Annotated in this window: 28 protein-coding genes; 22 read left to right on the forward strand and 6 right to left on the reverse strand. The window is 59.3% G+C overall.

The genetic code is table 11. From position 1 onward, the window contains the following. Positions 1 to 99 precede the first annotated feature (99 nt). The 19 genes from BM316_RS16800 (at position 100) to cysE (ending at position 15,029) form a co-directional block, all read left to right on the forward strand. The gene (locus BM316_RS16800; protein WP_242649754.1) at positions 100 to 480 is read left to right on the forward strand and encodes a hypothetical protein; all 381 of its coding nucleotides are present in this window, start codon (positions 100 to 102) and stop codon (positions 478 to 480) included. After that, on the forward strand, positions 425 to 1,711 hold the full coding sequence (locus BM316_RS04805; RefSeq protein ID WP_242649757.1) for a DNA-packaging protein: 1,287 nt from the start codon (positions 425 to 427) through the stop codon (positions 1,709 to 1,711). The genes BM316_RS16800 and BM316_RS04805 overlap by 56 nt, the downstream gene beginning before the upstream one ends. Positions 1,712 to 1,823: 112 nt before the next feature. Next, complete coding sequence (locus BM316_RS04810; RefSeq protein WP_090204638.1) at positions 1,824 to 3,005, forward strand: phage portal protein; 1,182 nt, start codon at positions 1,824 to 1,826, stop codon at positions 3,003 to 3,005. Then, positions 2,995 to 3,204: a hypothetical protein gene (locus tag BM316_RS04815; RefSeq protein WP_090204641.1), complete on the forward strand. Its 210-nt coding sequence runs from the start codon at positions 2,995 to 2,997 to the stop codon at positions 3,202 to 3,204. The genes BM316_RS04810 and BM316_RS04815 overlap by 11 nt, the downstream gene beginning before the upstream one ends. Next, the gene (locus BM316_RS04820) at positions 3,201 to 3,737 is read left to right on the forward strand and encodes an HK97 family phage prohead protease (protein ID WP_090204642.1); all 537 of its coding nucleotides are present in this window, start codon (positions 3,201 to 3,203) and stop codon (positions 3,735 to 3,737) included. The genes BM316_RS04815 and BM316_RS04820 overlap by 4 nt, the downstream gene beginning before the upstream one ends. Positions 3,738 to 3,755: 18 nt before the next feature. After that, positions 3,756 to 4,937: a phage major capsid protein gene (locus tag BM316_RS04825; RefSeq protein ID WP_090204645.1), complete on the forward strand. Its 1,182-nt coding sequence runs from the start codon at positions 3,756 to 3,758 to the stop codon at positions 4,935 to 4,937. A 156-nt stretch (positions 4,938 to 5,093) separates the two neighbouring features. Beyond that, the gene (locus BM316_RS04830) at positions 5,094 to 5,693 is read left to right on the forward strand and encodes a head-tail connector protein (RefSeq protein WP_090204647.1); all 600 of its coding nucleotides are present in this window, start codon (positions 5,094 to 5,096) and stop codon (positions 5,691 to 5,693) included. Then, positions 5,686 to 6,024 carry a head-tail adaptor protein gene (locus BM316_RS04835; protein ID WP_090204648.1) on the forward strand — a complete coding sequence of 113 codons (339 nt, stop codon included), beginning with the start codon at positions 5,686 to 5,688 and terminating at the stop codon, positions 6,022 to 6,024. The genes BM316_RS04830 and BM316_RS04835 overlap by 8 nt, the downstream gene beginning before the upstream one ends. Then, the gene (locus tag BM316_RS04840; RefSeq protein WP_090204651.1) at positions 6,021 to 6,434 is read left to right on the forward strand and encodes a DUF3168 domain-containing protein; all 414 of its coding nucleotides are present in this window, start codon (positions 6,021 to 6,023) and stop codon (positions 6,432 to 6,434) included. Before BM316_RS04835 ends, BM316_RS04840 begins: the two co-directional genes overlap by 4 nt. Before the next feature lie 29 nt (positions 6,435 to 6,463). Then, a complete protein-coding gene (locus BM316_RS04845) occupies positions 6,464 to 6,880 on the forward strand; it encodes a phage major tail protein, TP901-1 family (protein ID WP_090204654.1) in 417 nt (138 codons plus the stop codon). Then, a complete protein-coding gene (locus tag BM316_RS04850; RefSeq protein WP_090204656.1) occupies positions 6,880 to 7,197 on the forward strand; it encodes a gene transfer agent family protein in 318 nt (105 codons plus the stop codon). Before BM316_RS04845 ends, BM316_RS04850 begins: the two co-directional genes overlap by 1 nt. A gap of 2 nt (positions 7,198 to 7,199) precedes the next feature. Further along, on the forward strand, positions 7,200 to 7,394 hold the full coding sequence (locus BM316_RS04855; RefSeq protein WP_090204659.1) for a rcc01693 family protein: 195 nt from the start codon (positions 7,200 to 7,202) through the stop codon (positions 7,392 to 7,394). Continuing rightward, positions 7,387 to 8,046, forward strand: a complete 660-nt coding sequence (locus tag BM316_RS04860; protein WP_090204662.1) for an RcGTA-type gene transfer agent tail tape measure protein — start codon at positions 7,387 to 7,389, stop codon at positions 8,044 to 8,046. The genes BM316_RS04855 and BM316_RS04860 overlap by 8 nt, the downstream gene beginning before the upstream one ends. Before the next feature lie 8 nt (positions 8,047 to 8,054). Next, on the forward strand, positions 8,055 to 8,687 hold the full coding sequence (locus BM316_RS04865; protein WP_090204665.1) for a DUF2460 domain-containing protein: 633 nt from the start codon (positions 8,055 to 8,057) through the stop codon (positions 8,685 to 8,687). Then, a complete protein-coding gene (locus tag BM316_RS04870; protein ID WP_090204668.1) occupies positions 8,684 to 9,565 on the forward strand; it encodes a phage/gene transfer agent baseplate hub protein in 882 nt (293 codons plus the stop codon). Before BM316_RS04865 ends, BM316_RS04870 begins: the two co-directional genes overlap by 4 nt. Further along, the gene (locus tag BM316_RS04875) at positions 9,562 to 9,993 is read left to right on the forward strand and encodes a C40 family peptidase (RefSeq protein ID WP_090204671.1); all 432 of its coding nucleotides are present in this window, start codon (positions 9,562 to 9,564) and stop codon (positions 9,991 to 9,993) included. The genes BM316_RS04870 and BM316_RS04875 overlap by 4 nt, the downstream gene beginning before the upstream one ends. A 3-nt stretch (positions 9,994 to 9,996) precedes the next feature. Continuing rightward, entirely contained in the window at positions 9,997 to 13,845 is a 3,849-nt protein-coding gene (locus BM316_RS04880) for a baseplate multidomain protein megatron (protein ID WP_090204674.1), read from the forward strand. After that, the gene (locus BM316_RS04885) at positions 13,842 to 14,141 is read left to right on the forward strand and encodes a DUF7742 family protein (RefSeq protein ID WP_090204677.1); all 300 of its coding nucleotides are present in this window, start codon (positions 13,842 to 13,844) and stop codon (positions 14,139 to 14,141) included. The genes BM316_RS04880 and BM316_RS04885 overlap by 4 nt, the downstream gene beginning before the upstream one ends. Before the next feature lie 78 nt (positions 14,142 to 14,219). After that, positions 14,220 to 15,029 (forward strand): serine O-acetyltransferase, encoded by an 810-nt coding sequence (gene cysE, locus BM316_RS04890; protein ID WP_090204680.1) that lies wholly within the window; start codon positions 14,220 to 14,222, stop codon positions 15,027 to 15,029. A gap of 173 nt (positions 15,030 to 15,202) precedes the next feature. Here cysE and BM316_RS04895 read toward each other — a convergent pair whose 3' ends face one another. The 4 genes from BM316_RS04895 to BM316_RS04910 form a co-directional block, all read right to left on the reverse strand. Next, positions 15,203 to 16,543 (reverse strand): pyruvate dehydrogenase complex dihydrolipoamide acetyltransferase, encoded by a 1,341-nt coding sequence (locus BM316_RS04895; RefSeq protein WP_090204682.1) that lies wholly within the window; start codon positions 16,541 to 16,543, stop codon positions 15,203 to 15,205. A 12-nt stretch (positions 16,544 to 16,555) separates the two neighbouring features. Next, complete coding sequence (locus tag BM316_RS04900; RefSeq protein WP_090204685.1) at positions 16,556 to 17,932, reverse strand: pyruvate dehydrogenase complex E1 component subunit beta; 1,377 nt, start codon at positions 17,930 to 17,932, stop codon at positions 16,556 to 16,558. Between the two features lie 4 nt (positions 17,933 to 17,936). Beyond that, positions 17,937 to 18,947 (reverse strand): pyruvate dehydrogenase (acetyl-transferring) E1 component subunit alpha, encoded by a 1,011-nt coding sequence (pdhA, locus tag BM316_RS04905; protein WP_090204688.1) that lies wholly within the window; start codon positions 18,945 to 18,947, stop codon positions 17,937 to 17,939. Positions 18,948 to 19,087: 140 nt separating this feature from the next. After that, a complete protein-coding gene (locus tag BM316_RS04910; RefSeq protein ID WP_207493621.1) occupies positions 19,088 to 19,387 on the reverse strand; it encodes an FtsB family cell division protein in 300 nt (99 codons plus the stop codon). A gap of 226 nt (positions 19,388 to 19,613) precedes the next feature. Here BM316_RS04910 and BM316_RS04915 point away from each other — a divergent pair, with 226 nt between their 5' ends. Then, positions 19,614 to 20,147, forward strand: a complete 534-nt coding sequence (locus tag BM316_RS04915; protein ID WP_090204691.1) for a GNAT family N-acetyltransferase — start codon at positions 19,614 to 19,616, stop codon at positions 20,145 to 20,147. Positions 20,148 to 20,151: 4 nt separating this feature from the next. Here BM316_RS04915 and BM316_RS04920 read toward each other — a convergent pair whose 3' ends face one another. Together BM316_RS04920 and BM316_RS04925 are read right to left on the reverse strand one after the other, a co-directional pair. Then, positions 20,152 to 21,081, reverse strand: coding sequence for a class I fructose-bisphosphate aldolase (locus BM316_RS04920; protein WP_090204694.1), 930 nt, complete (start codon positions 21,079 to 21,081; stop codon positions 20,152 to 20,154). Between the two features lie 204 nt (positions 21,082 to 21,285). Then, positions 21,286 to 22,464, reverse strand: a complete 1,179-nt coding sequence (locus tag BM316_RS04925; RefSeq protein WP_090204697.1) for a phosphoglycerate kinase — start codon at positions 22,462 to 22,464, stop codon at positions 21,286 to 21,288. 131 nt (positions 22,465 to 22,595) lie between these two features. On the opposite strand from BM316_RS04925, the gene BM316_RS04930 reads away from it, so the two are divergent. After that, a complete protein-coding gene (locus BM316_RS04930; RefSeq protein ID WP_090204700.1) occupies positions 22,596 to 23,102 on the forward strand; it encodes a peptidylprolyl isomerase in 507 nt (168 codons plus the stop codon). Then, positions 23,095 to 23,640: a peptidylprolyl isomerase gene (locus tag BM316_RS04935; protein ID WP_090204703.1), complete on the forward strand. Its 546-nt coding sequence runs from the start codon at positions 23,095 to 23,097 to the stop codon at positions 23,638 to 23,640. The genes BM316_RS04930 and BM316_RS04935 overlap by 8 nt, the downstream gene beginning before the upstream one ends. Positions 23,641 to 23,644: the final 4 nt, after the last annotated feature.

Below are 23,644 nucleotides of genomic sequence, written 5' to 3' on the forward strand. Positions count from 1 at the left end.
TTTGACTTTTGCGTTGTTTTTCAGTATGTTGGATGGGCTAGATTTCGGGATGTCCTGAAACTCACCTGTGGGCGGAAGACCCCTAACAGGCAGACTACCATGACAGAGAAAGACAGAAGCGCAGCACCGGCTGCGCAGGATGCGGCCATGCGTTTGGCCGAAATCAACAAGCTGTTTCACGCAATCAGGCAAACCCTTGAAGAGATGCTGGAACAACTGCGCGCAGGTGAGGGCACCAAGCCTGCGGACGTTTTGAAAAAGATCGGAGAACTACAGACAGCGCACATCAAAGTCCTTGAACAGGAGAAGGCCTATCATGACTCACTTGGACAAAAAGATGGGCCTGAGGCCCTCGACTTTGACGCCATCCGTGCTGAGATCGGGCGCAGGCTTGATCGCATCCGTGCCGTGCAAGACGCGGACGATGTTTCTGGAGAAATTGCATTCCGATCACACCGCAGCCCTCCCGTATCTTTTTGATTTCTGGGGGCTGGAGCATCAGCATCCGCCGGTAGGTGATTGGCGGACCTGGGTGATCCTGGGCGGGCGCGGGGCAGGCAAGACCCGTGCCGGGGCCGAGTGGGTCCGCACCATGGTTGAAGGGGCCACACCCCATGCCGCAGGTCGGGCGCGCCGTTTGGGACTGGTGGGCGAGACGATGGATCAGGCGCGCGAGGTGATGGTCTTTGGCGAGAGCGGACTTCTGGCGCTTTGTCCACCTGACCGCAAACCGGAGTGGATCGCGGGGCGGCGGTTGCTTGTCTGGCCCAACGGGGCTGAGGCGCAACTTTTGTCCGCCCATGATCCTGAGGCCTTGCGGGGCCGTCAGTTTGATGCGCTTTGGGCTGATGAGCTGGCGAAGTGGAAGCGCGCGCAGGAGGCGTGGGATATGCTGCAATTCGGGCTACGGCTCGGTGATGATCCGCGGGCCTGTGTGACGACCACCCCGCGCCGCCTGTCACTGCTTGAGAGCCTGCTTGCGCAACCTTCGACGGCGTGCACCCATGCGCCGACGCAAGCCAATCGGGCCAATCTTGCCGACAGTTTCCTGCACGAGATCGAGGCCCGCTATGGTGGCACGACGCTGGGCCGTCAGGAGATTGCAGGAGAACTGCTGGGTGAGGTCGAGGGCGCTTTGTGGTCACGCGCCGCCTTGGATGCGCTACGGGTGGGAGCGCCGCCTGCGCTTGACAGGATCGTGGTCGCCGTCGATCCGCCGGGTGGGTCGAGCGGCGATGCCTGCGGGATCATCGTGGCAGGTGTTACCATGCATGGGTCTGTGCAGGACTGGCGCGCCTTTGTGCTGGAGGATGCCACTGTCAGCGGCCTTGGTCCAAACGGTTGGGCGCAGGCGGCGGTGGCGGCTTTTCATCGGCATGGGGCCGACCGTCTGGTTGCCGAGGTCAATCAGGGCGGTGACATGGTGGAGGCTGTCTTGCGACAAGTGGACCCGCTTGTGCCCTATCGTGCCGTTCATGCCGCCCGTGGCAAGGCTGCAAGGGCAGAGCCGATTGCGGCACTTTACGAGCAATCCCGCGTGTTCCACTTGGGTGGCCTCGACCAACTGGAGGACCAGATGGTGCAGATGTCGGCTGGCGGTTTTGCGGGTCGTGGATCGCCTGACAGGGTGGATGCGCTTGTCTGGGCTTTGCACGACCTGATGGTTGCGCCTGCGGCCAGCTGGCGTCACCCACAGATTCGCACGCTTTAGCGGTGTTGCGTGCCACCCCGCACGGTGGGGTGGCAATTTCCTCAGACCTTGGTGGCAGATTGTTTTGCGAGAACAGCAGACACATCAGCCGACCGGCAATGAGGAGATTTGAATGTTTGGATGGACGATCCGCAGGCAAGCGCAAGATGCCCCGCCTGCTGTCAAAGCCTCAGCTGCTGGCCGCGTTGCGGCCTTGGGCGCTGCAGGGCGTGTGGTCTGGAGCCCGCGTGATGTGGCCTCACTGACCAAGGCAGGCTTTACGGGTAACCCCATCGGGTTTCGCGCCGTCAAGCTGATCGCAGAGGCCGCAGCGGCCATGCCTGTCATCGTGCAGGATACGAACCAGCGGTTTGATGTGCATCCCGTGCAGGCGCTTTTGCAGCGCCCCAATGTGGCGCAGGGCCGGGCGGAACTTTTTGAGGCGCTGATCGGTCAGATCCTGCTGACCGGCAATGGGTATGTCGAGGCGGCTGGCGCAGAGGGCTTTCCTGATGAGTTGCATGTGCTGCGCTCCGACCGGATGTCGGTCGTGCCAGGAACGGATGGTTGGCCGGTTGCCTTTGACTATGCCGTGGGTGGGCGCAAGCATCGGTTTGCGGTGGTTGAGGCGCAAAGCCCGGTTTGTCACATCAAGAGCTTCCATCCTCAAGATGATCACTATGGCATGACCGCGCTGACGGCGGCTGCTGCCGCAATAGACGTGCATAACGCGGCATCGCGCTGGTCGAAGGCTTTGCTGGACAATGCTGCGCGGCCCTCCGGGGCGATTGTTTATGGCGGGTCTGACGGGCAGTCGTCCCTCACCCCAGACCAGTATGATCGTCTGCTGATGGAAATGGAGACGCAGCACCAAGGTGCGCGGAATGCAGGCCGGCCCATGTTGCTGGAAGGCGGGCTGGACTGGAAGCCGATGGGCTTTTCACCGTCTGATATGGAATTTCAGAAAACGAAGGAAGCCGCCGCGCGCGAGATTGCAGTCGCCTTTGGCGTGCCGCCGATGATTCTCGGTATTCCGGGGGATGCAACCTACGCCAATTATCAGGAGGCGAACCGCGCCTTCTATCGCCTGACGGTGCTGCCGCTGATTTCGCGGGTGCTTGGATCGCTGGGTGCGTGGCTTTCGGAATTTGCAGGAGAGGAGATTTTCCTGCGCCCCGATCTGGATCAGGTGCCGGCGCTGTCTGCAGAGCGCGATGCCCAGTGGCGGCGTGTGTCCGATGCGGCCTTCCTCAGTGACGCGGAAAAGCGGCACTTGCTTGGCTTGCCAGCGATGGAGGTCGGCCATGGATCCTAAGGTGATTGATATCTCCGGGCGGCCGCACCCCGTTGCGCCACCAGTGCCCGATTTCTGGTTTGCGCAGGTGGATCACAGGCTGGGCCGGATCGAGGCCATGGTTGGCCGATTGGAGCGCGCGATCTGGACTGTCGTCTGCGCCAGCGCAGGGTTGTTGATCCTGGAAATTGTGAAAGTGCTAAGCGAGGGACGTCTATGAAACTGGAACACAAGTTTTGCACCAGCGGCGGCGAGATTGCCGTCACAGATGGCACAACGATCAGCGGCTATGCTTCGCTTTTCGGGGCGATTGATCAGGGTGGCGATATCGTTGAGCGCGGAGCTTATGCGGGGTCACTCGCCAAGGGGCATGGGGTCAAGATGCTTTGGCAGCACGATCCGGCCCAGCCAATCGGCGTCTGGGACGAGGTGCGCGAGGATGCCAAGGGTCTGTGGGTCAAGGGGCGTTTGCTGACCGACGTGGCCAAAGGGCGCGAAGCGGCATCACTGATCGCTGCGGGCGCAATTGACGGGCTGTCGATTGGATACCGGACATTGCGCGCCACAAAGGACCAAAGCGGGCAACGCCATCTGACCGAACTTGAATTGTGGGAAGTTTCGCTGGTGACGTTTCCGATGCTGTCTGAGGCCCGTGTCGGTGCCAAGGCCGATGAGACCGAGGTCAGTTCGATGGCGCTGCTGACCGAAGCCTTTGCGGCGGCGCGCGCCAGCCTCAACCATCCTCAAGAGTAATCCAAGAAGGACAATCAGATGACAAAGACCGAGACCAAGTCCCGGGCCGGGGAAGATTTGTCCCCAGCCCAAGAACTCACCGCGGCCATGACCGGCTTCGTGACTGATTTCAAAGCGTTTTCCCAAGACGTGAAATCCCAACTTCAAGAGCAGGATAAACGAATGACCAAGCTTGACCGAAAGACGATGATGACCGCACGCCCTGCGTTGGCGCAGGCTGCAGTGGCAGAAGCGCCGCACCAGAAGGCCTTTGCCGCCTATTTGCGCTCTGGTGATGACGATGCGCTGCGCGGCCTTGAGATCGAGGGCAAGGCGATGAGCACTGCCGTTGCCGCAGACGGCGGGTATCTTGTTGATCCGCAGACAGCAGCGACGATCCAGAGCACGCTTTCCTCGACCGCCTCGATCCGGTCGATTGCGAATGTCGTGAACGTCGATGCCACGTCGTTTGACGTGCTGGTCGATCATTCCGAGATGGGTGCTGGATGGGCCACAGAAACTGCTGCGACGGCTGAGACCGATACCCCGCAGATCGAGCGGATCACTATTCCGCTGCATGAGCTGTCGGCCTTGCCCAAAGCCTCGCAACGGCTGCTGGATGACAGTGCGTTTGATATCGAAGGGTGGCTTGCTGGCCGGATTGCGGACAAGTTCGCCCGGTCAGAGGCTGCGGCCTTCATCAATGGTGATGGTGTGGATAAGCCGATGGGTTTCCTCTCCCATGCAAAGGTCGCCGAGAACGCGTGGACCTGGGGCAGTCTGGGGTATGTGCCCTCAGAGACGGCGGGCAGCATCACACGCGCCGATCCGATCATTGATCTGGTGTATGCGCTTGGTGCCAATTACCGCGCCAATGCGACTTTCGTGATGAACTCCAAAACTGCGGGCCATGTGCGCAAGCTGAAAGACAATGATGGCCGCTTTGTCTGGGCGGACGGTCTGGCGCTGGGCGAACCTGCACGCTTGCTGGGGTATCCGGTTCTGATTGCCGAAGACATGCCGGATATCGCCGACAATGCCATGGCCATTGCCTTTGGTGATTTTACGGCAGGCTACACGGTGGCTGAACGTCCTGACTTGCGTGTCTTGCGCGACCCGTTTTCTGCCAAACCGCATGTCCTGTTCTATGCCACCAAGCGCGTTGGCGGCGCGGTGAGCGACTTTGCAGCGATCAAGCTGATGAAATTCGCGGCCATCTGAGGGTGATCTGCGAACAGGCAAGGGCGTTGGTCCTTGCCGCCCCTCCGGGCACGCAAGGCAATCCTTCGCATTGTCTAGCATTCCCTTCCGTCCGAGCAGTGCGAGGGGCAGTGCCCGGAGGTTTCTTTCAAGGCCCTGTGATGTCGGAGCAATTCCATGATGTTAATCGAAGTGACCCATGTGAGCCAGGCGGCTTTGCCGGTCGAGCAGTTCAAAGAGCATTTGCGCCTGGGCAAGGGGTTTGCCGATGATGCCACGCAAGACGGGTTGCTTGAGACGCATTTGCGTGCGGCGCTGGCCGCGATCGAGGCACGAACCGGCAAGATCCTGATTGCGCGTGAGTTTTCATGGGTGCTGCACCAGTGGCGCGATCCAGCAGGGCAGGTTCTGCCCGTTTCGCCGGTGACAGATGTGGCGTCTGTCGTGCTGATTGACAGACATGGTGCGGAACGCACGGTTGATCCAGACAGCTGGTTTCTGGAGCCCGATCAGCACCGTCCCACGGTGCGTCCGCTTGGCGGTGACCTTCCGCTTGTTCCGCAAGGCGGGCAAGTGCGTGTCGTGATGACCGCAGGCTACGGGCCTGACTGGACCGACCTGCCGCGTGATCTTGCCCAAGCGGTGATCATTCTGGCCGGACACTACTATGACAATCGCTTTGCCGCTGCGACCGCTGTTGCGATGCCGGAAATGGTGCGCGCGCTGATCGAGAGCTACCGCCACTTGCGCCTATTCATGGGGGGTGCGCATGGCTGATCCGTTGATGAACCGTTCTCTAATCCTCGAAGCACCACAGCGCGTCGCCGATGGCGCAGGCGGGTTTAGCCGGACCTGGGAGCCTTTGGGCGTCTTGTGGGCCGAGGTCAAAGCTGGCCGTGGTCGGGAGATGGCGCAAGGTCAGGCAGTGCTGTCGCGGGTGCCGCTGAGGATCACAGTCAGGGCCGCCCCTGTTGGGGCCGTATCGCGTCCCAAGGCCGGACAGCGGTTCGTCGAAGGCACGCGCGTTTTCAGCATTCATGCTGTTTCCGACGCGGGATCGCACGGGCAATTCCTGACCTGTCATGCGCTAGAGGAGGTGGCCCCATGAGTTATGGGATGGCCGCAGCTTTGCAATCCGCCGTTTATGCGCGTCTAGGTGCAGACCCTTCCTTGGCCGCAGTCGTCGGCGAGGCGATTTACGATGCCTTGCCGGAAGGCGCGTTGCCAGCCCTTTACGTGGTCCTGGGTGCCGAGGAGGTGCGGGATGCCTCTGATCAGACAGGCCAAGGCGCAGAGCACCGCTTCGTCATTTCTGTTGTGAGCGATCATGCCGGTTTCGCTGCCGCGAAAGCAGCGGCGGCGGCCATCAGTGATGCCCTCGTCGATGCGTCTCTTCCGCTCGATCGGGGGCGGCTTGTGGCCCTGAATTTTGCAAAGGCGCGTGCCTTGCGTGTGGGGACCGGCGCGCAGCGGCAGATCAACCTGACCTTTCATGCGCGCGTTTCTGACGACACCTGAACAACCACTTCATTGAAGGAGAAAGCGGCATGGCTGCACAAAACGGCAAGGACCTTTTGGTCAAGATCGACATGACGGGCGGCGGATCGTTTCAAACGGTCGCGGGGCTGCGGGCGACGCGCCTGAGCCTGAATGCAGAGCCGGTTGATGTGACATCACTGGAGAGCACCGGAGGGTGGCGTGAGCTTCTGGGTGGGGCCGGGATGAAAACGGCGGCGATCTCTGGTGCCGGTGTGTTCAAGGACGCGGCCACTGACGAACGTGCGCGGCAGATCTTCTTTGATGGTGAAACACCGGAGTTTCAGGTGATCGTTCCCGATTTTGGCACGATAGAGGGCCGGTTCCAGATCACCGCGATTGAATATGCCGGATCGCACAACGGCGAGGCGACATATGAAATCTCGCTCGCGTCAGCAGGGCCGCTGTCCTTCGTGGCGATCCTGTGATGGCCAATCCTTATGCCGGAGAAGTGCAGGTCGTGATTGATGGTGCGTCTTACGACTGCAAGCTGACGCTTGGTGCTTTGGCCGAGCTTGAGGCGGGGCTTGCTGCGGGATCGTTGGTCGATCTGGTGCGCCGTTTCGAGGAAGGGGCCTTTGCCAGTGCCGATGTGCTGGCGGTGATCGTTGCAGGGCTCCGCGGTGGCGGTTGGGCAGGGCAGGCGGCTGATTTGCTGCAGGCCGAGATCGCTGGCGGGCCGATAGGTGCGGCACGTGCAGCGGCTATGCTTCTGGCGCGCGCCTTTGCCACCCCCGAGGACTAAGCATGGACTGGCGGGGCTTAATGGAAGCAGGGCTGCACCGGTTGCAGCTCACGCCCGATGTGTTCTGGTCACTGACCCCCTGTGAACTGCAGCTGATGCTGGGACTTGCCGATGGTTCTGCGCCCATGCTGCGTGCCCGGTTTGATGATTTGATTGCCGCCTTCCCTGACCTTGAAAAGGATGAGTTTGATGGATGAAATTGATGCGCTCGATGTCTTGGAAAGCGATGTCTCCGCACTGGAACGTGCGCTTGGCGATACCTCGGCTATGACAGCCGCGTTTGAGGGGCAGTTGCGCGATGTTCAATCGACCTTGGGTGCTACGACACGCGATCTTGGCAATCTTGAGCGCGGCTTTTCAGCGGGTCTGCGTCAGGCTTTTGACGGTGTTGTGCTGGGGGGGCGGAGTCTGACCGACGTCCTCGGCGGATTGGCAGAAAAGATGTCTGCCACGGTCTATCGCGCGGCGGTAACGCCTGTGACCGATCACTTTGGTGGTTTGCTGGCTGATGGGTTGAATTCGGGGGTTGCCGGTCTGATGCCCTTTGCTGATGGAGGCACGTTCCACCAAGGGCGGGTCATGCCATTTGCGAAAGGTGGTGTCGTCAGCACCCCAACGGTCTTTCCGATGCGCGGAGGTACCGGACTGATGGGTGAAGCCGGACCGGAAGCGATCATGCCTCTTGCCCGCGGGCCAGACGGATCTCTGGGCGTGCGCGGCGGCGGAGCGGGCCACATCACAGTCAATATGAATATCTCGACGCCTGATGTGGCGGGTTTCCAGCGTAGCTCGTCACAGGTTGCCGCCCGTCTGTCGCGGGCTTTGTCGCGCAGCCGACGCCATCTTTAGGAGCCACAATGACCTTCCATGAAATCAGATTTCCCGCGTCGCTTAGCTTGGGCGCATTGGGCGGGCCGGAGCGACGCACCGAGATTGTGACCCTTTCCAACGGGTTTGAAGAACGGAACACGCCCTGGGCGCATTCACGCCGAAGATACGATGCCGGGCTGGGGCTGCGGTCCATGGATGATGTGGCTGACCTGATCGCGTTCTTTGAGGCGCGGCAAGGGCAGCTGATCGGGTTTCGGTGGAAGGACTGGAGTGACCACAAGTCGTGCCTGCCCTCAAAGGACATTGCAGCGGATGATCAGTTGCTGGGGCTGGGCGACGAACACCAGACTGTGTTTCAGCTGTTGAAAACCTACCGCTCAGGGGATCAGGTTTATCAGCGCCCGATTGCGAAGCCTGTGGCGGGGTCCGTGCAGGTATCTGTTGGCGGCGTTCCGATGGTTGAGGGCAGTGATTACGCGCTCGACTTCACCGATGGTCTGATCACCTTTTCATCACCGCCTGATCTTGGCGCGGAGGTTCGCGCCGGGTTTGCCTTTGATGTGCCTGTCCGTTTTGACACTGACCGCATCCAGATCGCGGCGTCACGCTTTGCCGCCGGTGAGATCCCCGACATTCCCGTTGTGGAGATCAGGTTATGAGCCGAAAAGCATTGCATACGCATCTGGCAACAGGTGTCACCCATAGCTGTCGCGCCTGGGCTGTGAAACGCAAGGACGGGGTCCGCTTCGCCTTCACCGACCATGATCGGCCTTTGCAGTTCGGGGGATATACGTTTTCCCCGCAGGGCGGGCTTTCTACCCGCGCAATGGTGCGGAGCACAGGCCTGTCCGTTGATAACACGGCGGCCATGGGTGTTCTGTCTGATGACCGGATTACCGACACCGATATTGTCGCGGGGCGTTTCGATGGTGCCGAAGTGACAATCTGGCTGGTTCAATGGGATCAGGTCGCGGCGCGAGAGATCCTGTTTCGCGGGGCGATTGGTGAAATCTCTCGCAGCGATGGGGCGTTCGAGGCCGAGTTGGTGGGGCTTGCCGCGCCACTCAACCAGCCGGTGGGACGGACTTACATGCGGACATGCGATGCAGGTCTGGGTGATGCGGCCTGCGGCATTGCGCTGACAGGACCAGAATTTATGACCGACCAGACGCTTGTCGACGATCTGGCTTCTGTGGTCTTTCCGCTGGAAGCGGATGGATTTGCGGAAGGCTGGTTCTCACAAGGGATCTGTGAGGTGTTGAGTGGCCCTGCAAAAGGCCTCAGGCAAGCAATTCTGGCTGATGAAACCGTGTCCGGGACGCGGCTGATCTCACTTTGGGCACCGTTTGAAATTGTGCCTCAAACGGGTGATCAACTCAGGCTGACCGCTGGGTGTGACAAGCGTGCAGAAACCTGTCGTGACAAGTTCGCAAACTTTCTCAATTTCCGCGGGTTTCCTGATATGCCCGGAGATGACTGGTTGATGTCAGTGCCGCGCACCGGTGCCAGCAACACTGGCCGGAGCCTCGTGCGATGAATGATGCTGTTGTGACAGAGGCGCGGCGCTGGCTGGGGACGCCATATCTGCATCAGGCCTCGGTTGCCGGTGTGGGGTGTGATTGTCTGGGTCTGTTGCGTGGCATTTGGCGTGCACTTTACGGTGCTGAACCCGAAGTGATCCCTGCCTACACGAGCGATTGGTCAGAACCACAGGGTGATGAGCAGCTTTACCGCGCAGCCATGCGCCATTTGCGGCGCACAGATGGTGCATGGCAGGAAGGGCAGGTTCTGCTTTTCAGGATGCGCCGCGGTGCGGTTGCGAAACACCTCGGTGTGCTGAGTGCAACTGGGCCAGCACCGTCTTTTATCCATGCCTATAGCGGACACGGGGTCGTTGAGAGCCCGCTGTCTGAGCCCTGGCGTCGTCGTGTCAGCGCGCGATTTGAATTTCCTCTGAAAGGTTAGAATATGGCTACCATTGCACTTTCGGCAGCAGGTATGGCGCTGGGCGGGTCCGTTGGTGGGTCCGTTCTGGGACTGTCGATGGCAACTATTGGCCGGGCAGCGGGTGCCGCATTGGGTCAAAGAATTGACCAGCAGCTCTTAGGGCAGGGCAGTGCGGCGGTCGAGACCGGACGGCTCGACGGGTTGCGCCTGACAGGTGCTGCCGAGGGTGCAGATGTTCAGCGCATCTACGGCCGTATGCGTGTTGCAGGACAGGTCATATGGGCGTCCGAGTTCCGGGAAGAGACGACGACTACCGGCGGTGGTGGCAAAGGGAGCAAACCGGCACCTGTCACGACGAGTTACCGCTATACCGTGAGCCTTGCCATCGCATTGTGCGAGGGCGTCCTGTCTCGCGTTGGTCGGGTCTGGGCTGACGGCACCGAGATTTCACCGCAGCAGCTGAATATGCGGCTCTATCAAGGCACATCTGATCAATTGCCTGATCCCCTCATCGCGGCGATCGAAGGTGACGCATTTGCGCCAGCTTATCGCGGCACCGCCTACGTCGTGCTGGAAGACCTGCCTCTCGGTCAGTTCGGGAACCGCATTCCGCATCTGACATTCGAGGTAATGCGCAGTGCTGCGGACGAGGTCTGGGGTGACCTGCGCGGTGTCGTCCTTGGCGAAGGAACCGGGGAATACGCGCTTGCCACCAGCCAGCTTCACGGGTGGGGTGCTGACAGCGTCCAATATGCGCTGAACACACACTCCCCCTTGGGTGGAAGTGATTTTGCCGTATCTGTGGACGCATTGGAGGGCGACCTGCCAGCAGTCGACTCGGTTGTCCTACCTGTGGTCTGGTTTGGCGACGATCTGCGCTGCGCTGTCTGTCAGATTGCGCCGATGGTTGCGGAAGATCTGATCGAGGCCACGGCAATGCCTTGGCGGGTCAGCGGAGTGGAGCGCGCGGCTGCGAATGTCTTGCCATCCGGAACGGCTGGCACCCCCTCTGACGCGGCAGTGATCGAAGCCATCGCCGATCTAACCCAGCGGGGAAAGCGTGTGGTGTTGCAACCGCTTCTGAAAATGCGCCAGCAGACCGGCAATGGCCTTCCAGACCCGTGGGGTGAAGACGAGCAGGCTCCAGCGCCTTGGGTTGGCCGCGTCACCTTGTCAAAAGCGCGTAGTCGGGATGGCACATCTGACAGGTCCCAAATTGCCGCTGATGAGATTGACGCGTTTTTCGGCGACGCTGAAGCTGATGACTTTGCCGTCTCAGGGCAGTCGGTCAGTTACACCGGACCTGCGACGGGGGGTTACCGGCAATTGGTTCTGCACTACGCCTTTCTTGCAAGCCAAGCGGGGGGCGTCGACAGTTTTCTGATTGGGACTGATCTGGCCGGGCTGACACCGGTCCGTGATGATCAGGGTGCCTTTCCAGCGGTGGAGGCGTTGCAACGCCTTGCCCAAGATGTGCGGCTTATTCTTGGACCAGATTGCCTGATTGGCTATGCCGCTGACGGCGACGAGGCGCTGGGCGACACGCCACCTGGCACAGAAGATCGGTTTTTTCCGTTGGACCAGCTTTGGGCAGACAATGAGATCGACTTTGTCGGGATCAATCTGCGTATCCCTTTGGCAGACTGGCGAGAGGGGACAGACCATGCCGATGCGCATGCGGGTGTCATCCATAATCCGGCGTATCTGAAAGACAATGTTGCCGGTGGCGAAGGTTATGACTGGATCTATCCCACGCCTGAGGCGCGTGCCGCGCAACGCAGGGTTCCGGTCATCGACCCCGATGGAGAACACTGGGTTTGGCGCAAGAAAGATTTGCGCGGCTGGTGGGAAAGCGCGCATCACCCGCGCGTGGGTGGCGTGCGCAAGACTACGCCAACCGTCTGGACACCACAGGGAAAGCCTTTGTGGTTTACCGCCTACGGCTGTGAAGCGGTCGCGCTTGGGGCAAACCACCCCGATCCTGTGCGGGACGGCATTGACTTGCCGCAAGGGTCAAACGGGCAGCGCGATGATCTGATGCAGATGCAGTACCTACGGGCCGTCCGCGACCACTTCTGCGATGCAAACAACAACCCCGTTTCTGACGTCTATGGGGCGCGGATGATTGATCTGGCGCGGTGCCACGCGCGGCATTGGGATGTGCGCCCGTTCCCGTTTTTTCCAAATGACCGGAATAGCTGGGCGGATGGCGCGAGTTACGAAACCTCAGCTACGTTGAACGGTCGCGCCAGCAGCCGCAGTCTTGCCTCTGTGGTTGCGGAAATTTGTACGCGTTCCGGTGTGTCCCATTTTGACGTCTCCGCGCTTTATGGCGTCGTGCGCGGATGCCAAGCGCGCGGGGTGGAGACCGGTCGGGCAGGGTTGCAACCTCTGATGTTGGCCTACGGCTTTGACGCATTCGAGAAGAATGGCGTTCTGGTGTTCCAAAGCCAGTATGATCGCGCCGGTTTGGTGCTCGATCCTGAAAGGCTCGCAAGAGACCCTGAGACCGATCAGGCACTGCGATCAGTCCGAAATGGAGAGGCAGAGAGAACAGGGCGGTTACAGATCGGGTTTTTCGATGCTGATGGGGATTATGCGCCGGTCGCCCGCGAAGCCGCCTTGCCGGACGAGACGGACCCGCGCGTTGAGCGAAGCGTCCTGCCGCTGGCGCTGACCGGTGCCGAGGGCGCGCGCTGTGTGCAGCGGTGGTTGCAGGAAGCACGCGTTCAGCGGGAACATATCGCATTTGCATTGCCGCCATCGGCGCAGGGACTTGGTGCAGGTGATCTGGTGCAGCTTGGCGATGCGCATTATCGCATTTCGCGGATAGAAGATGCTAGCACGCGTTCGGTCGAGGCAGAGCGGGTCATACCGCAGATGCGTGCTATGCATTCAGGTCCCGAGATGTCATCGGGTCTTCGTGCCTCCTATACAGGCCCGGTGCCGGCTAATGTTCTGCTGATGGACCTGCCTCTTTTGACAGGGGACGAAATTCCGCATGCGCCGCATGTGGCGGCCTACGGTGCACCCTGGCCCGGAACCGTGGCACTTTATACGGCAGCGCAGGATAGCGACTATCAGCTTGAGGGTCTTTATGATCAGCCAGCGATGGTTGGCGTCACCGAAACCGCGCTGCCTTCTGCAGCTGTCGGCCTGTGGCAGCGGGTGAGTTTGCGGGTGCGCTTTGCGCAAGGCTCTTTGAGTTCGGCCACAGCAGAAGCCCTTCTCGGCGGCGCCAACACTATCGCGATTGGGAACGGTCAAACTGATGGCTGGGAAGTGATGCAATTTCTTAATGCGACGCCTGCGCCTGGTGGATTTGTGCTGTCGGGGTTCTTGCGAGGCCTGAAGGGCACGGGGTTGCAGATACCGTCAAGCTGGCCGGTTGGAACGCATGTGGTTGTGATTAACGGGGCTCTGCGCCAACTCGATTTGCCGAGCGCAGCGAGAGGGACCGCACGGCACTTCAGGTTTGGTCCGGCGACGCAACCCATGACGGACGCGAGTTATCGGTACGTCGCCAACACTTTTGCTGGTGTCGGCCTAAGGCCATACCCGGTTGTGCATCTACGGGCGCGCGAGATCGCTGGCGATGTGCTTTTGACTTGGGTCAGGTGTACGCGGGTGGATGGTGATCAATGGGACGGGATTGATGTGCCGCTGGGTGAAGACATCGAATCCTATCTGGTGCGTGTCCGGCAAGGCAATACAATCATCCGCGAAACGACCGTCCCGGACCCAAGTTGGGCTTATACTGCCGCTATGCGGGCGGCTGACGGCATCGTTGGAAGCTGTGAACTGGGCGTGGCACAGATATCGGCACGCTTTGGGGCCGGTCCGATGAATTATGTCAGCACTGATCTATGAGACCTGTGACACTGGCTGATCTGGAAGTTGCGGTGCGGGCGATTGTGCGTCACCCGCAGGAGGACCGGGAGGCGTTTGCGGTCAAGCTGCTGGGTGATGCCGCAATCGCGGACAGCTTTCGCGCAAAGACAGGCAAGTTGCATCCGTCTTTTGGCGCGGGGACCCTGATGTCAGCGGCTATGCAGCACCCGCTTGCTGCTAGGCCAGAATGGGCTAAGCCGGAAACTCTGGCGGCATTAGGCTTCGTTTTGAAGGGTTTAGACGCAAAATACGGTCAATCACAAAATGTGAAATAGCAGATCACAGGTTTATTCTTGGCTTGCAGCCCCTATGTGCATTACACCAAAGGCCCAAAGTGATGCGAGGAGCGCGCCATGCCACAAGTCCAGCCGAACCTGACCCAGCTTGACCCTGTCTGGCACCGGATTTGTGCCGAGGCAGAGGAAGCCGTGGCGAAAGAGCCGCTGATGGGTGGTTTGATCCACGCGGGGATTTTGCATCATAAATCACTTGAAGGGGCATTGGCCTACCGGATTTCGATGAAACTGGGATCGCCGGAAATGTCGGAGCAAATCCTGCGCGAGATTGCTGATGAGGCCTATCGTACCTCACCTGAACTCGTCGAGGCCGCGAGGGCCGATTTGGTTGCGACTTACGACCGCGATCCTGCCTGCCACCGGTTGATGAAACCACTCTTGTTCTTCAAAGGGTATCAGGCCGTGCAGTCTTACCGTCTGGCGCATTGGCTCTACCAGCGGGATCGTAAGGATATGGCCTATTTCATCCAGATGCGGACGTCGGAAATGTTCGGTGTTGATATCCATCCGGCGGCACGGATTGGTAAAGGTATCATGATCGACCACGCCCACTCAATCGTTGTCGGCGAGACAGCGGTTGTCGGTGATAATGTGTCGATGCTGCATTCCGTGACGCTTGGCGGAACGGGCAAAGAGGACGATGACCGTCATCCCAAGATCGGGAACGGTGTCCTCATTGGTGCCGGTGCCCATGTGCTTGGCAACATCAAGATCGGTGATTGCAGCCGCATCGCGGCAGGATCCGTCGTGCTGGAGGCCGTACCGGCCAAAAAGACCGTCGCCGGTGTTCCAGCGAAGATCGTCGGCGAAGCAGGCTGTTCGCAGCCGTCTCTGACCATGGACCAGATCCTGAAAACGGTGATGTAGGCCTGCCGTTCTGATCGCGGTGGCGCACCTCTTTGAGAGGGAAGATGCCTCCGGCGGGGATATTTTGGGGCCGGTATTAAAGTTAGACGCGGCAAGCCTCATCGCACTGACCGCCAGTCGTAGAAACAAAAACGCCGGCTCGAAGGCCGGCGTTTTCTTTCTATTTTCATGCTTTAGGCGAGCATGGTCATCGGGTTTTCAAGGTTGTCCTTGATCGCCTGCAACAGATTCGCGCCAAGCGCACCGTCGATCACACGGTGATCGACCGAGAGCGTCGTTGACATGACCGTGCCGACCGTCAATTCGCCATCGGCACCCACAATCGGCTTTTTCACACCCGCACCGACGGCGAGGATGGCCGCATGTGGCGGGTTGATGATCGCATCAAAGTTATCGATACCGAACATGCCGAGGTTCGAAATCGCAAAGCTGCCGCCCTGATATTCATGCGGGGCCAGTTTGCGGTCGCGAGCACGCGAGGCGAGGTCCTTCATCTCTGCCGACAGGGCGGAGAGGGACTTCATTTCTGCGTCCTTCAGGACCGGCGTGAACAGGCCGCCTTCGATCGCGACAGCGACAGCAACGTCGGATTTTTCAAACTTCAACGTGCGGTCGCCCGCCCAGACGGCATTCGCCTCAGGCACCTGCTGGAGGGCCAACGCGCAGGCTTTGATGATGAAGTCGTTGACCGACAGCTTTACGCCGCGCGGTTCGAGCTGTTTGTTTAGCTGGCTGCGGAACTTCAACAGATCGTCCAGCATGATATCGCGGCGCAGATAGAAGTGCGGCACGGATTGCTTGGCCTCGGTCAGGCGGGCGGCGATGGTTTTGCGCATGCCGTCGAGTTTGACCTCTTCGAAGGGGCGGCCGTCGTACATCTTGACCACTGCGTCTGTCGACGGGCCCGCTGCCATTGCAGCCCCAGCAGGTGTCGCCGCGGCAGGCGCATCGGCCTTTGCAGCCGGTTCAGCCGCTGTCTTCGCGCCAGGTTTCGCGTTCTCGACATCGGCCTTGATGATGCGCCCGTGCGGGCCGGAGCCTTTGATGTCTTTCAGATCAAGGCCCTTGTCGGCTGCAATACGGCGGGCGAGTGGTGTTGCAAAAATCCGCTCACCATCTTTCGAGGGTGCCGAAGGTGCAGGGGTCGCGTCTGTCTCGCCGCGGCCGTAGCCCTTCTCGGGTGCGGTCTTGTCGCTTGCTTCTGCCGGGGCAGCATTGGAAGAGGCATCATCGGATTTGCTCGGCGTTTCGCCGATATCATCCGCGCTCTCGCCGTCCTCAAGCAGAATGGCGATCACATCGTTGACCTTCACGCCTTCGGTGCCTTCGGCCACGATAATCTTGCCGATTGTGCCTTCGTCGACGGCCTCGAACTCCATGGTGGCCTTATCGGTCTCAATCTCGGCCATGACATCGCCGGACGATACGGTGTCACCTTCTTTGACGAGCCATTTGGCCAGCGTGCCTTCCTCCATTGTGGGGGACAGGGCGGGCATCAGGATTTCTGTTGGCATTGCTCTGGCTCCTTAACGGTAGGTGACTTGTTTCACGGCGTCGATGACTTCGGCGGTCGTGACAAGCGCGTGCTTTTCAAGGTTTGCGGCATAAGGCATTGGCACATCCTTGCCGGTGCAGTTGATCACGGGTGCGTCTAGGTAGTCGAATGCCTCTTGCATGATCACGCTGGAGATGTAGTTGCCAACGCTGCCCTGCGGCCAGCCTTCTTCGACTGTGACGCAGCGGTTTGTCTTGCGCACAGAGTTCAGGATCGTCGCGGTGTCCATCGGGCGCAGCGAGCGCAGGTTGATGACCTCGGCGTTGATGCCGTCCTCGGCAAGTTTCTCTGCCGCTTCCAGCGCGTAGGTCATGCCGATACCGAAGCTGACGATGGTCACGTCATCACCGGCGCGTTCGATCTTGGCCTTGCCGAAGGGAATGGTGAAATCATCCATGACCGGCACGTCAAAAGATTTGCCGTAGAGGATTTCGTTTTCGAGGAAGATCACAGGGTTCGGGTCGCGGATTGCGGTCTTCATCAGACCTTTCGCGTCAGCAGCTGAGTAGGGCATCACGACCTTAAGGCCCGGCACCTGCATATACCATGCGGCGTAGTCCTGAGAGTGCTGCGCACCCACGCGGGCAGCAGCACCGTTCGGGCCACGGAAGACCATCGGAGCACCCATCTGACCACCTGACATGTAGAGTGTCTTGGCGGCAGAGTTGATAATGTGGTCAATGGCTTGCATGGCGAAGTTGAAAGTCATGAATTCGACAATCGGCTTCAGGCCGCCAAAGGCCGCACCCACACCGATCCCGGCAAATCCATGCTCTGTGATGGGGGTGTCGATCACGCGCTTGGCGCCGAATTCGTCCAGCAAACCTTGGGAAATCTTGTAGGCGCCTTGGTACTCGGCCACTTCCTCACCCATGAGGAACACGTCCTCGTCGCGGCGCATTTCCTCGGCCATGGCATCACGGAGCGCCTCGCGCACGGTCGTTTGCTTGACCTCGACATCCGCATCCCAGTCAGGGGTCGTGTCGGCCATTGGTGCGGCAGGAATTGTTGAGGCCGGCGCCTCGGCATGTTCGGCTTCGGGCGCTTCTGCTTCGGCCTCATCCTCTTTCGCAGCAGGGGACGCGCCTTCGGCAGGAACGTCTTCGCCTTCTTCTACAAGGATTGCGATCGGTGTATTCACCTTCACGCCTTCGGTGCCTTCGGCGATCAGAATTTTGCCGACGATCCCTTCATCGACAGCTTCGAATTCCATCGTGGCCTTGTCGGTTTCGATTTCAGCCATGATATCGCCGGAAGAGACGGTGTCGCCTTCTTTCACGAGCCATTTGGCCAATGTGCCTTCTTCCATCGTGGGCGAAAGGGCGGGCATAAGAATTTCGGTTGCCATGTCTTTAGGCCTCTTGCGGAATTTCGGTTGCGTAGATGTCGGTCCAAAGCTCATCCAGATGCGGCTCGGGGCTCTCTTTCGAGAACTCGGCAGCGTCATTGACGATTGCCTTGATTTCCTTGTCGATGGCCTTGAGGTCATCATCTGTCGCGTGTTTGCCGGTCAGCAGCATATCGCGGACCTGTTCGATCGGGTCGCGCTCGTCACGCATTTTCTGCACTTCTTCGCGGGTCCGGTATTTTGCAGGGTCCGACATGGAATGGCCGCGATAGCGGTATGTCTTGACCTCAAGAATGTAGGGGCCTTTGCCGGAGCGGCAGTGGGCCACCGCGCGTTCGCCAGCTTCTTTCACAGCGAGGACGTTCATGCCGTCGACTTCTTCACCTTTGATGCCGTAGGCGGCTCCGCGTTCCCACAATGAAGGGGATTTGGTGGAGCGTTTGACGGATGTCCCCATGGCGTACTGGTTGTTCTCAATTACGAAAACGACCGGCAAATCCCACAGTTGCGCCATGTTGTATGTCTCATAGACCTGACCCTGGTTGGCAGCACCGTCACCAAAGTAGGTGAAGGTCACGCGGTCATTGCCTTTGTATTTGTCAGAAAACGCCAGTCCTGCACCCAGTGGCACCTGTGCTGCGACGATCCCGTGACCGCCGTAAAAGTGCTTCTCTTTCGAGAACATGTGCATCGAGCCACCCTTACCTTTAGAGTAGCCCCCTTCGCGGCCGGTCAATTCGGCCATCACACCTTTGGGGTCCATGCCGCAGGCGAGCATATGCCCGTGGTCACGGTAGGATGTAACGCGCTTGTCGCCTTCTTCGGCGGCAGCTTCCAGTCCGACGACGACCGCTTCCTGACCGATGTAGAGGTGGCAGAAACCACCGATAAGCCCCATGCCGTAAAGCTGGCCTGCCTTTTCTTCAAAGCGCCGGATGAGCAGCATTTCTCGATAATGTCCGAGCAGTTCCTCTGCCGAGACGTTGGGTTTTGCGGCGGCCTTCTTTGGCGGCATGTGCATTCCTCCAGCGAAATCTCAAATAGTTTAGTATTAAACCATTCCTTATCCTATGCGTTCCAAAAATGCGAGTGGCAATGTGACGTCCGGTCACAAGTCAGCGGAATAGCCGTGTTGCGTCTGGTGACTGACTGGAATTAGCGGATGACGATTTCGTCGGCGCGGATCAAGCCAAGGACATTGCGCGCCTGTTGATCCAAAAGGTCCAGATCGAGAAAACGATCCGACAGCCGTGCTGTCAGGTTTTCCATTTCGGCGACCTCTGATTGCAGCGCGGCGAGTTCCTGGCGCAGCGCATCGCCTTCGGCATTGACCTCGATCCGCTTGAACAGGCCGTAGTCCCCTTGCACAGCGGCAAAGGTGAAATACACCCCCAGCATGATCATGCCGAGATAGTAAAATAGCGCGCCTAGCTGGGTGCCACTGCGTCGGATCATCGGTCTGCCTCTTGTGTCGCCTCTGACGGGCAACTGGAAAGAGAATCGCATATTTGAATCGCAAAGGGAATCCCTTGTGCAGAAAAAACTAGGCCAGCGGGCCATATTATATTGACCGAACCGGACGCGACAGATCACGATAAGAGTCAGGCTTGATGGAAGAGCGTTATCGTTGCTGACCGGCCATTCAGCGCAAGATCGCGCATTGTCCGACGGAGAGAGTGAAATGCCCAAGGAAATCACCGTTACGGTTTGCGACACACTGCCCGAGAAGGCGGACCTCAACGACGTCCTGTCCCAGTATTACACGCTCATCGTCAAGCGCATGACTGACATGGGATTTGCAATCGATCCTTCGGCCCCCGAGAGCGCCTTGGCGGAGTTCTGGGCGAATGTTGATGACTATATGCCACCAAAGGGATGCCTTGTGATTGCCCGCGACGCGCAGGGCATCACGGTCGGATGCGGTATGCTCAAGACACTCGACGACGAAACCGGCGAGCTCAAGCGGGTCTTTGTGACCGAGGCCGCGCGTGGCACAGGGACAGGCCGCAAGATCATTGAACTGCGGGAGGCCGTGGCACGGCAAATGGGTCTAAAGCGCCTTGTTGCCGATACGCTGACCCCGAATGTCGAAATGCGAAACCTCTATCCCAAACTGGGATTTCGTGAGGTCTTAGAACCGATAGAAACGACGACCTACCGCGATCAGCATATGCTGCGCGACCATCTCCATTACTTCGTCAAAGATCTGACCTGAGGCTTCAGGCCTTGCCGCGATAGATATCGACAAGCTTGCCCAGCATGGCCAGCGCATCCGCCCTGTCGCGCTGGAAGCTGTTGCGCCCGATGATTGACCCGTTGCCGCCACCATCGCGGATCGCGCGCGCATCGTCATAGACCGCATCGGCACCCTTAGCCGCACCACCGGAGAAGACCATCAGACGCCGACCGTCGAAGGCGGATTGGACACAATGGCGAACGCGCTCTGCCTGTGTGGCAATGTCGATCTTTTCGTTTTCATAGACCTTGCGGGCTTCACCGAGGCTGAGGTGGTCGGTGGAAAGTTTGATCTTGATGATATGTGCGCCAAGCAGCGCCGCGATCTGGGCGGCATAGGCCGCAATATCGATGGCTGTTTCGCCGTCTTTGTCCAAGGCTTCGCCACGTGGATAGGACCAGATCACTGTCGCAATCCCCTTCGCAGCAGCTTCGCGGCGCATTTCTGCGATATCGCTGAACATGTTCAGGGCCGCTGACGAACCCGGATAGACGGTAAATCCGATGGCCGAGCATCCCAGACGCAGTGCATCATCAACCGAGGCCGTGATTGCCTGGGTTTTTGGGGCAGCCGACGGGATCAGCGAATTGGCGGAGTTCACCTTGAGGATTGTCGGAATCTGTCCGGCAAAGGTGTCTGCGCCTGCTTCCAGCATCCCCAAGGGCGCGGCATAGGCATTCAGACCAGCGTCGATTGCCAGCTGATAGTGATAGTGTGGATCATAGGCAGGCGGGTTTGGCGCAAAGGAACGGGCAGGGCCATGCTCAAACCCCTGATCGACTGGCAGGATGATCATCTTGCCGGTGCCGCCCAGTTTTCCTGTCATCATGATCCGGGCAAGGTTTGCTTTCACACCTGGAGTTTCGCCTTCGTAGTTGGACAGGATTTTCTGAACGATACGTGTGGTCTTCATGGCGTGGCCCCCGGGGTTAGCTTGGTATTTCCACACCGATAGGCAGCGCGTGGCAGACTTGCAAATGTGTTAGCGCAACCGCTTGCGATGTTATCGCAAACGTCCGCTTTTGACCGCGTTCAGTACCGTTAGGGCGTCTCAAGAGACCCCCGGACCCTTTGCGCATAGCGGCCTAAGCAGGCCGCCAGAAACGACCGTTAAGGCTCAGGCGTTCAATGCCGCCACACCGGGAAGTTCTTTGCCTTCCATCCATTCCAGAAAGGCACCACCGGCTGTCGAGATATAAGTGAACTCACTGGCCGCACCCGCTTTGTTGAGGGCTGCGACCGTATCACCACCACCGGCCACCGAAACAAGTTTGCCGGCTTTGGACAGGGCTGCTGCGCGCGCGGCCGCGGCGTTGGTAGCGGCGTCAAACGGTTCGATCTCGAACGCACCAAGAGGGCCGTTCCACACGAGTGTTTTCGACCGCTCAAGCACCTGCACGATATGGGCGACGCTGTCTGGCCCGGCATCAAGGATCATGGCGTCAGCAGGACAATCCTCAACCTTGACGGTTTCGTTTTCGGCACCGGCCTTGAATTCACGCGCGACCACCACATCGCGCGGCAGCAGGATTTCGCACCCAGCTTTCGCAGCCTTTCCAGCGATCTCTCGGGCGGTGTCTGCCAGATCATGCTCGCAAAGCGATTTACCGACATCAATGCCTTGCGCCGCAAGAAACGTATTGGCCATCCCGCCACCGATCACCAAGGCATCCACTTTGGTGACGAGGTTGCCCAAAAGGTCGAGCTTCGTCGAAACCTTCGCACCGCCCACGACCGCGACGACGGGCCGGTCTGGCGTGCCGAGCGCCTTTTCCAATGCACCCAACTCTTCGGCCATCAGGCGGCCAGCGCATGACGGCAACAGGCGGGCAATCGCCTCGGTGCTGGCGTGGGCGCGATGGGCCGCAGAGAAAGCGTCATTCACATAGATATCGCCAAGGCTGGCAAGACGTTTGGCGAATTCTGCGTCGTTCTTTTCCTCACCGGGATTGAAACGCAGGTTTTCCAGCAAAAGCACTTCGTCGCCGTCCATCTCCTTGACCGCTTCACGGTAGTCGGAGTTGGCCCATGTCACTGGCAGGCCAAGCACATCTGCAACGGCAGGGGCGATAATCTCAAGTGACATCTCAGGGACCACTTTGCCCTTTGGCCGTCCGAAATGGGCCATCAGGATCACTTTTCCGCCTTTGTCCTGAATGTCATAAACCGTGTCACAGATACGCTCGATCCGCGTCTTGTCAGTGACTTCGCCGTTCTCGACCGGCACGTTGATATCCACACGCACCAGCGCGCGCTTGCCGTTGAAATCCATGTCGTCGAGAGTTTTCCAGGCCATGCGCTGCTCCTTGGGGTTGGTCGGTTTGCCATGTGTTGCGTCAATCCGCTTGTGGCGTCAACCGCCGCGGCTTGGCAATCGTTCCGCAGCACCATATGTCTTGGCGCAAGAAAACATAGCAGGAGGGCCCCATGGCCGAGATCAAAGATCCAGAGAATACCATCATCATGACGCTCAAGGATGGCGACGTTGTAATTGCATTGATGCCAGATGTGGCCCCACAGCATTCGGAGCGCATGAAAGAACTCGCCCGTGCAGGCAAATATGACAACGTCTGCTTTCACCGCGTGATTGATGGATTCATGGCGCAGACCGGCGATGTGGCCCATGGCAATATGGAAAATGACTTCAACCTTGGCCGCGCAGGCACAGGCGGGTCGGACTTGCCAGACCTGCCAGCCGAATTCAGCCGCATCCCGCATGCGCGTGGCACTTTGGGTGCAGCACGTTCTGCAAATCCCAACTCTGCCAACAGCCAGTTCTTTATCAACTTCAAGGACAATGACTTCCTCAACGGCCAATACACCGTCTACGGGCAAGTGATTTCCGGTATGGAACATGTCGATGCGATTACACGTGGTGAGCCGCCAATGAACCCTGACCGGATGATCAGCGTGAAGGTGGCCGCCGATGTATAAGCTCGCTGCCGCATTTGCGTTGCTGGCCAGCCCCGCGCTTGCCACCGGTCTGGAAATTGATGTTGAGGGCGAGGCAAACGGCACCATTGTGATCGACCTCTTCGAGGACGTCGCGCCTCTGCACGTCGAGCAAATCGCCAAGATTGCCAACGACGGCAGCTATGACGGCGTGGTCTTTCACCGTGTCATCGACGGATTCATGGCCCAGACCGGTGATGTGGAAAACGGCGTGATGGGCATGGACATGACCCGCGCTGGCACTGGTGGTTCGGAATATGGCAATATCCCTGCCGAATTCTCTGACGTGCCGTTCGAGCGCGGTGTGGTGGGCATGGCACGTGCGCAGAACCCCAATTCTGCCAACAGCCAGTTCTTTATCATGTTCGAGCCGGGATACTTCCTGAACGGTCAATATACTGTCGTCGGTGAGGTGGTCGAAGGCATGGACATCGTTGACGCAATCAAGCGCGGGACCGGCGCAAACGGCGCGGTCATCGGGCGCCCTGACATGATGGCTGCGGTTCGCGTGACCGAGTAACAAA

This window comes from Yoonia litorea, assembly GCF_900114675.1.
GTDB lineage: Bacteria > Pseudomonadota > Alphaproteobacteria > Rhodobacterales > Rhodobacteraceae > Yoonia > Yoonia litorea.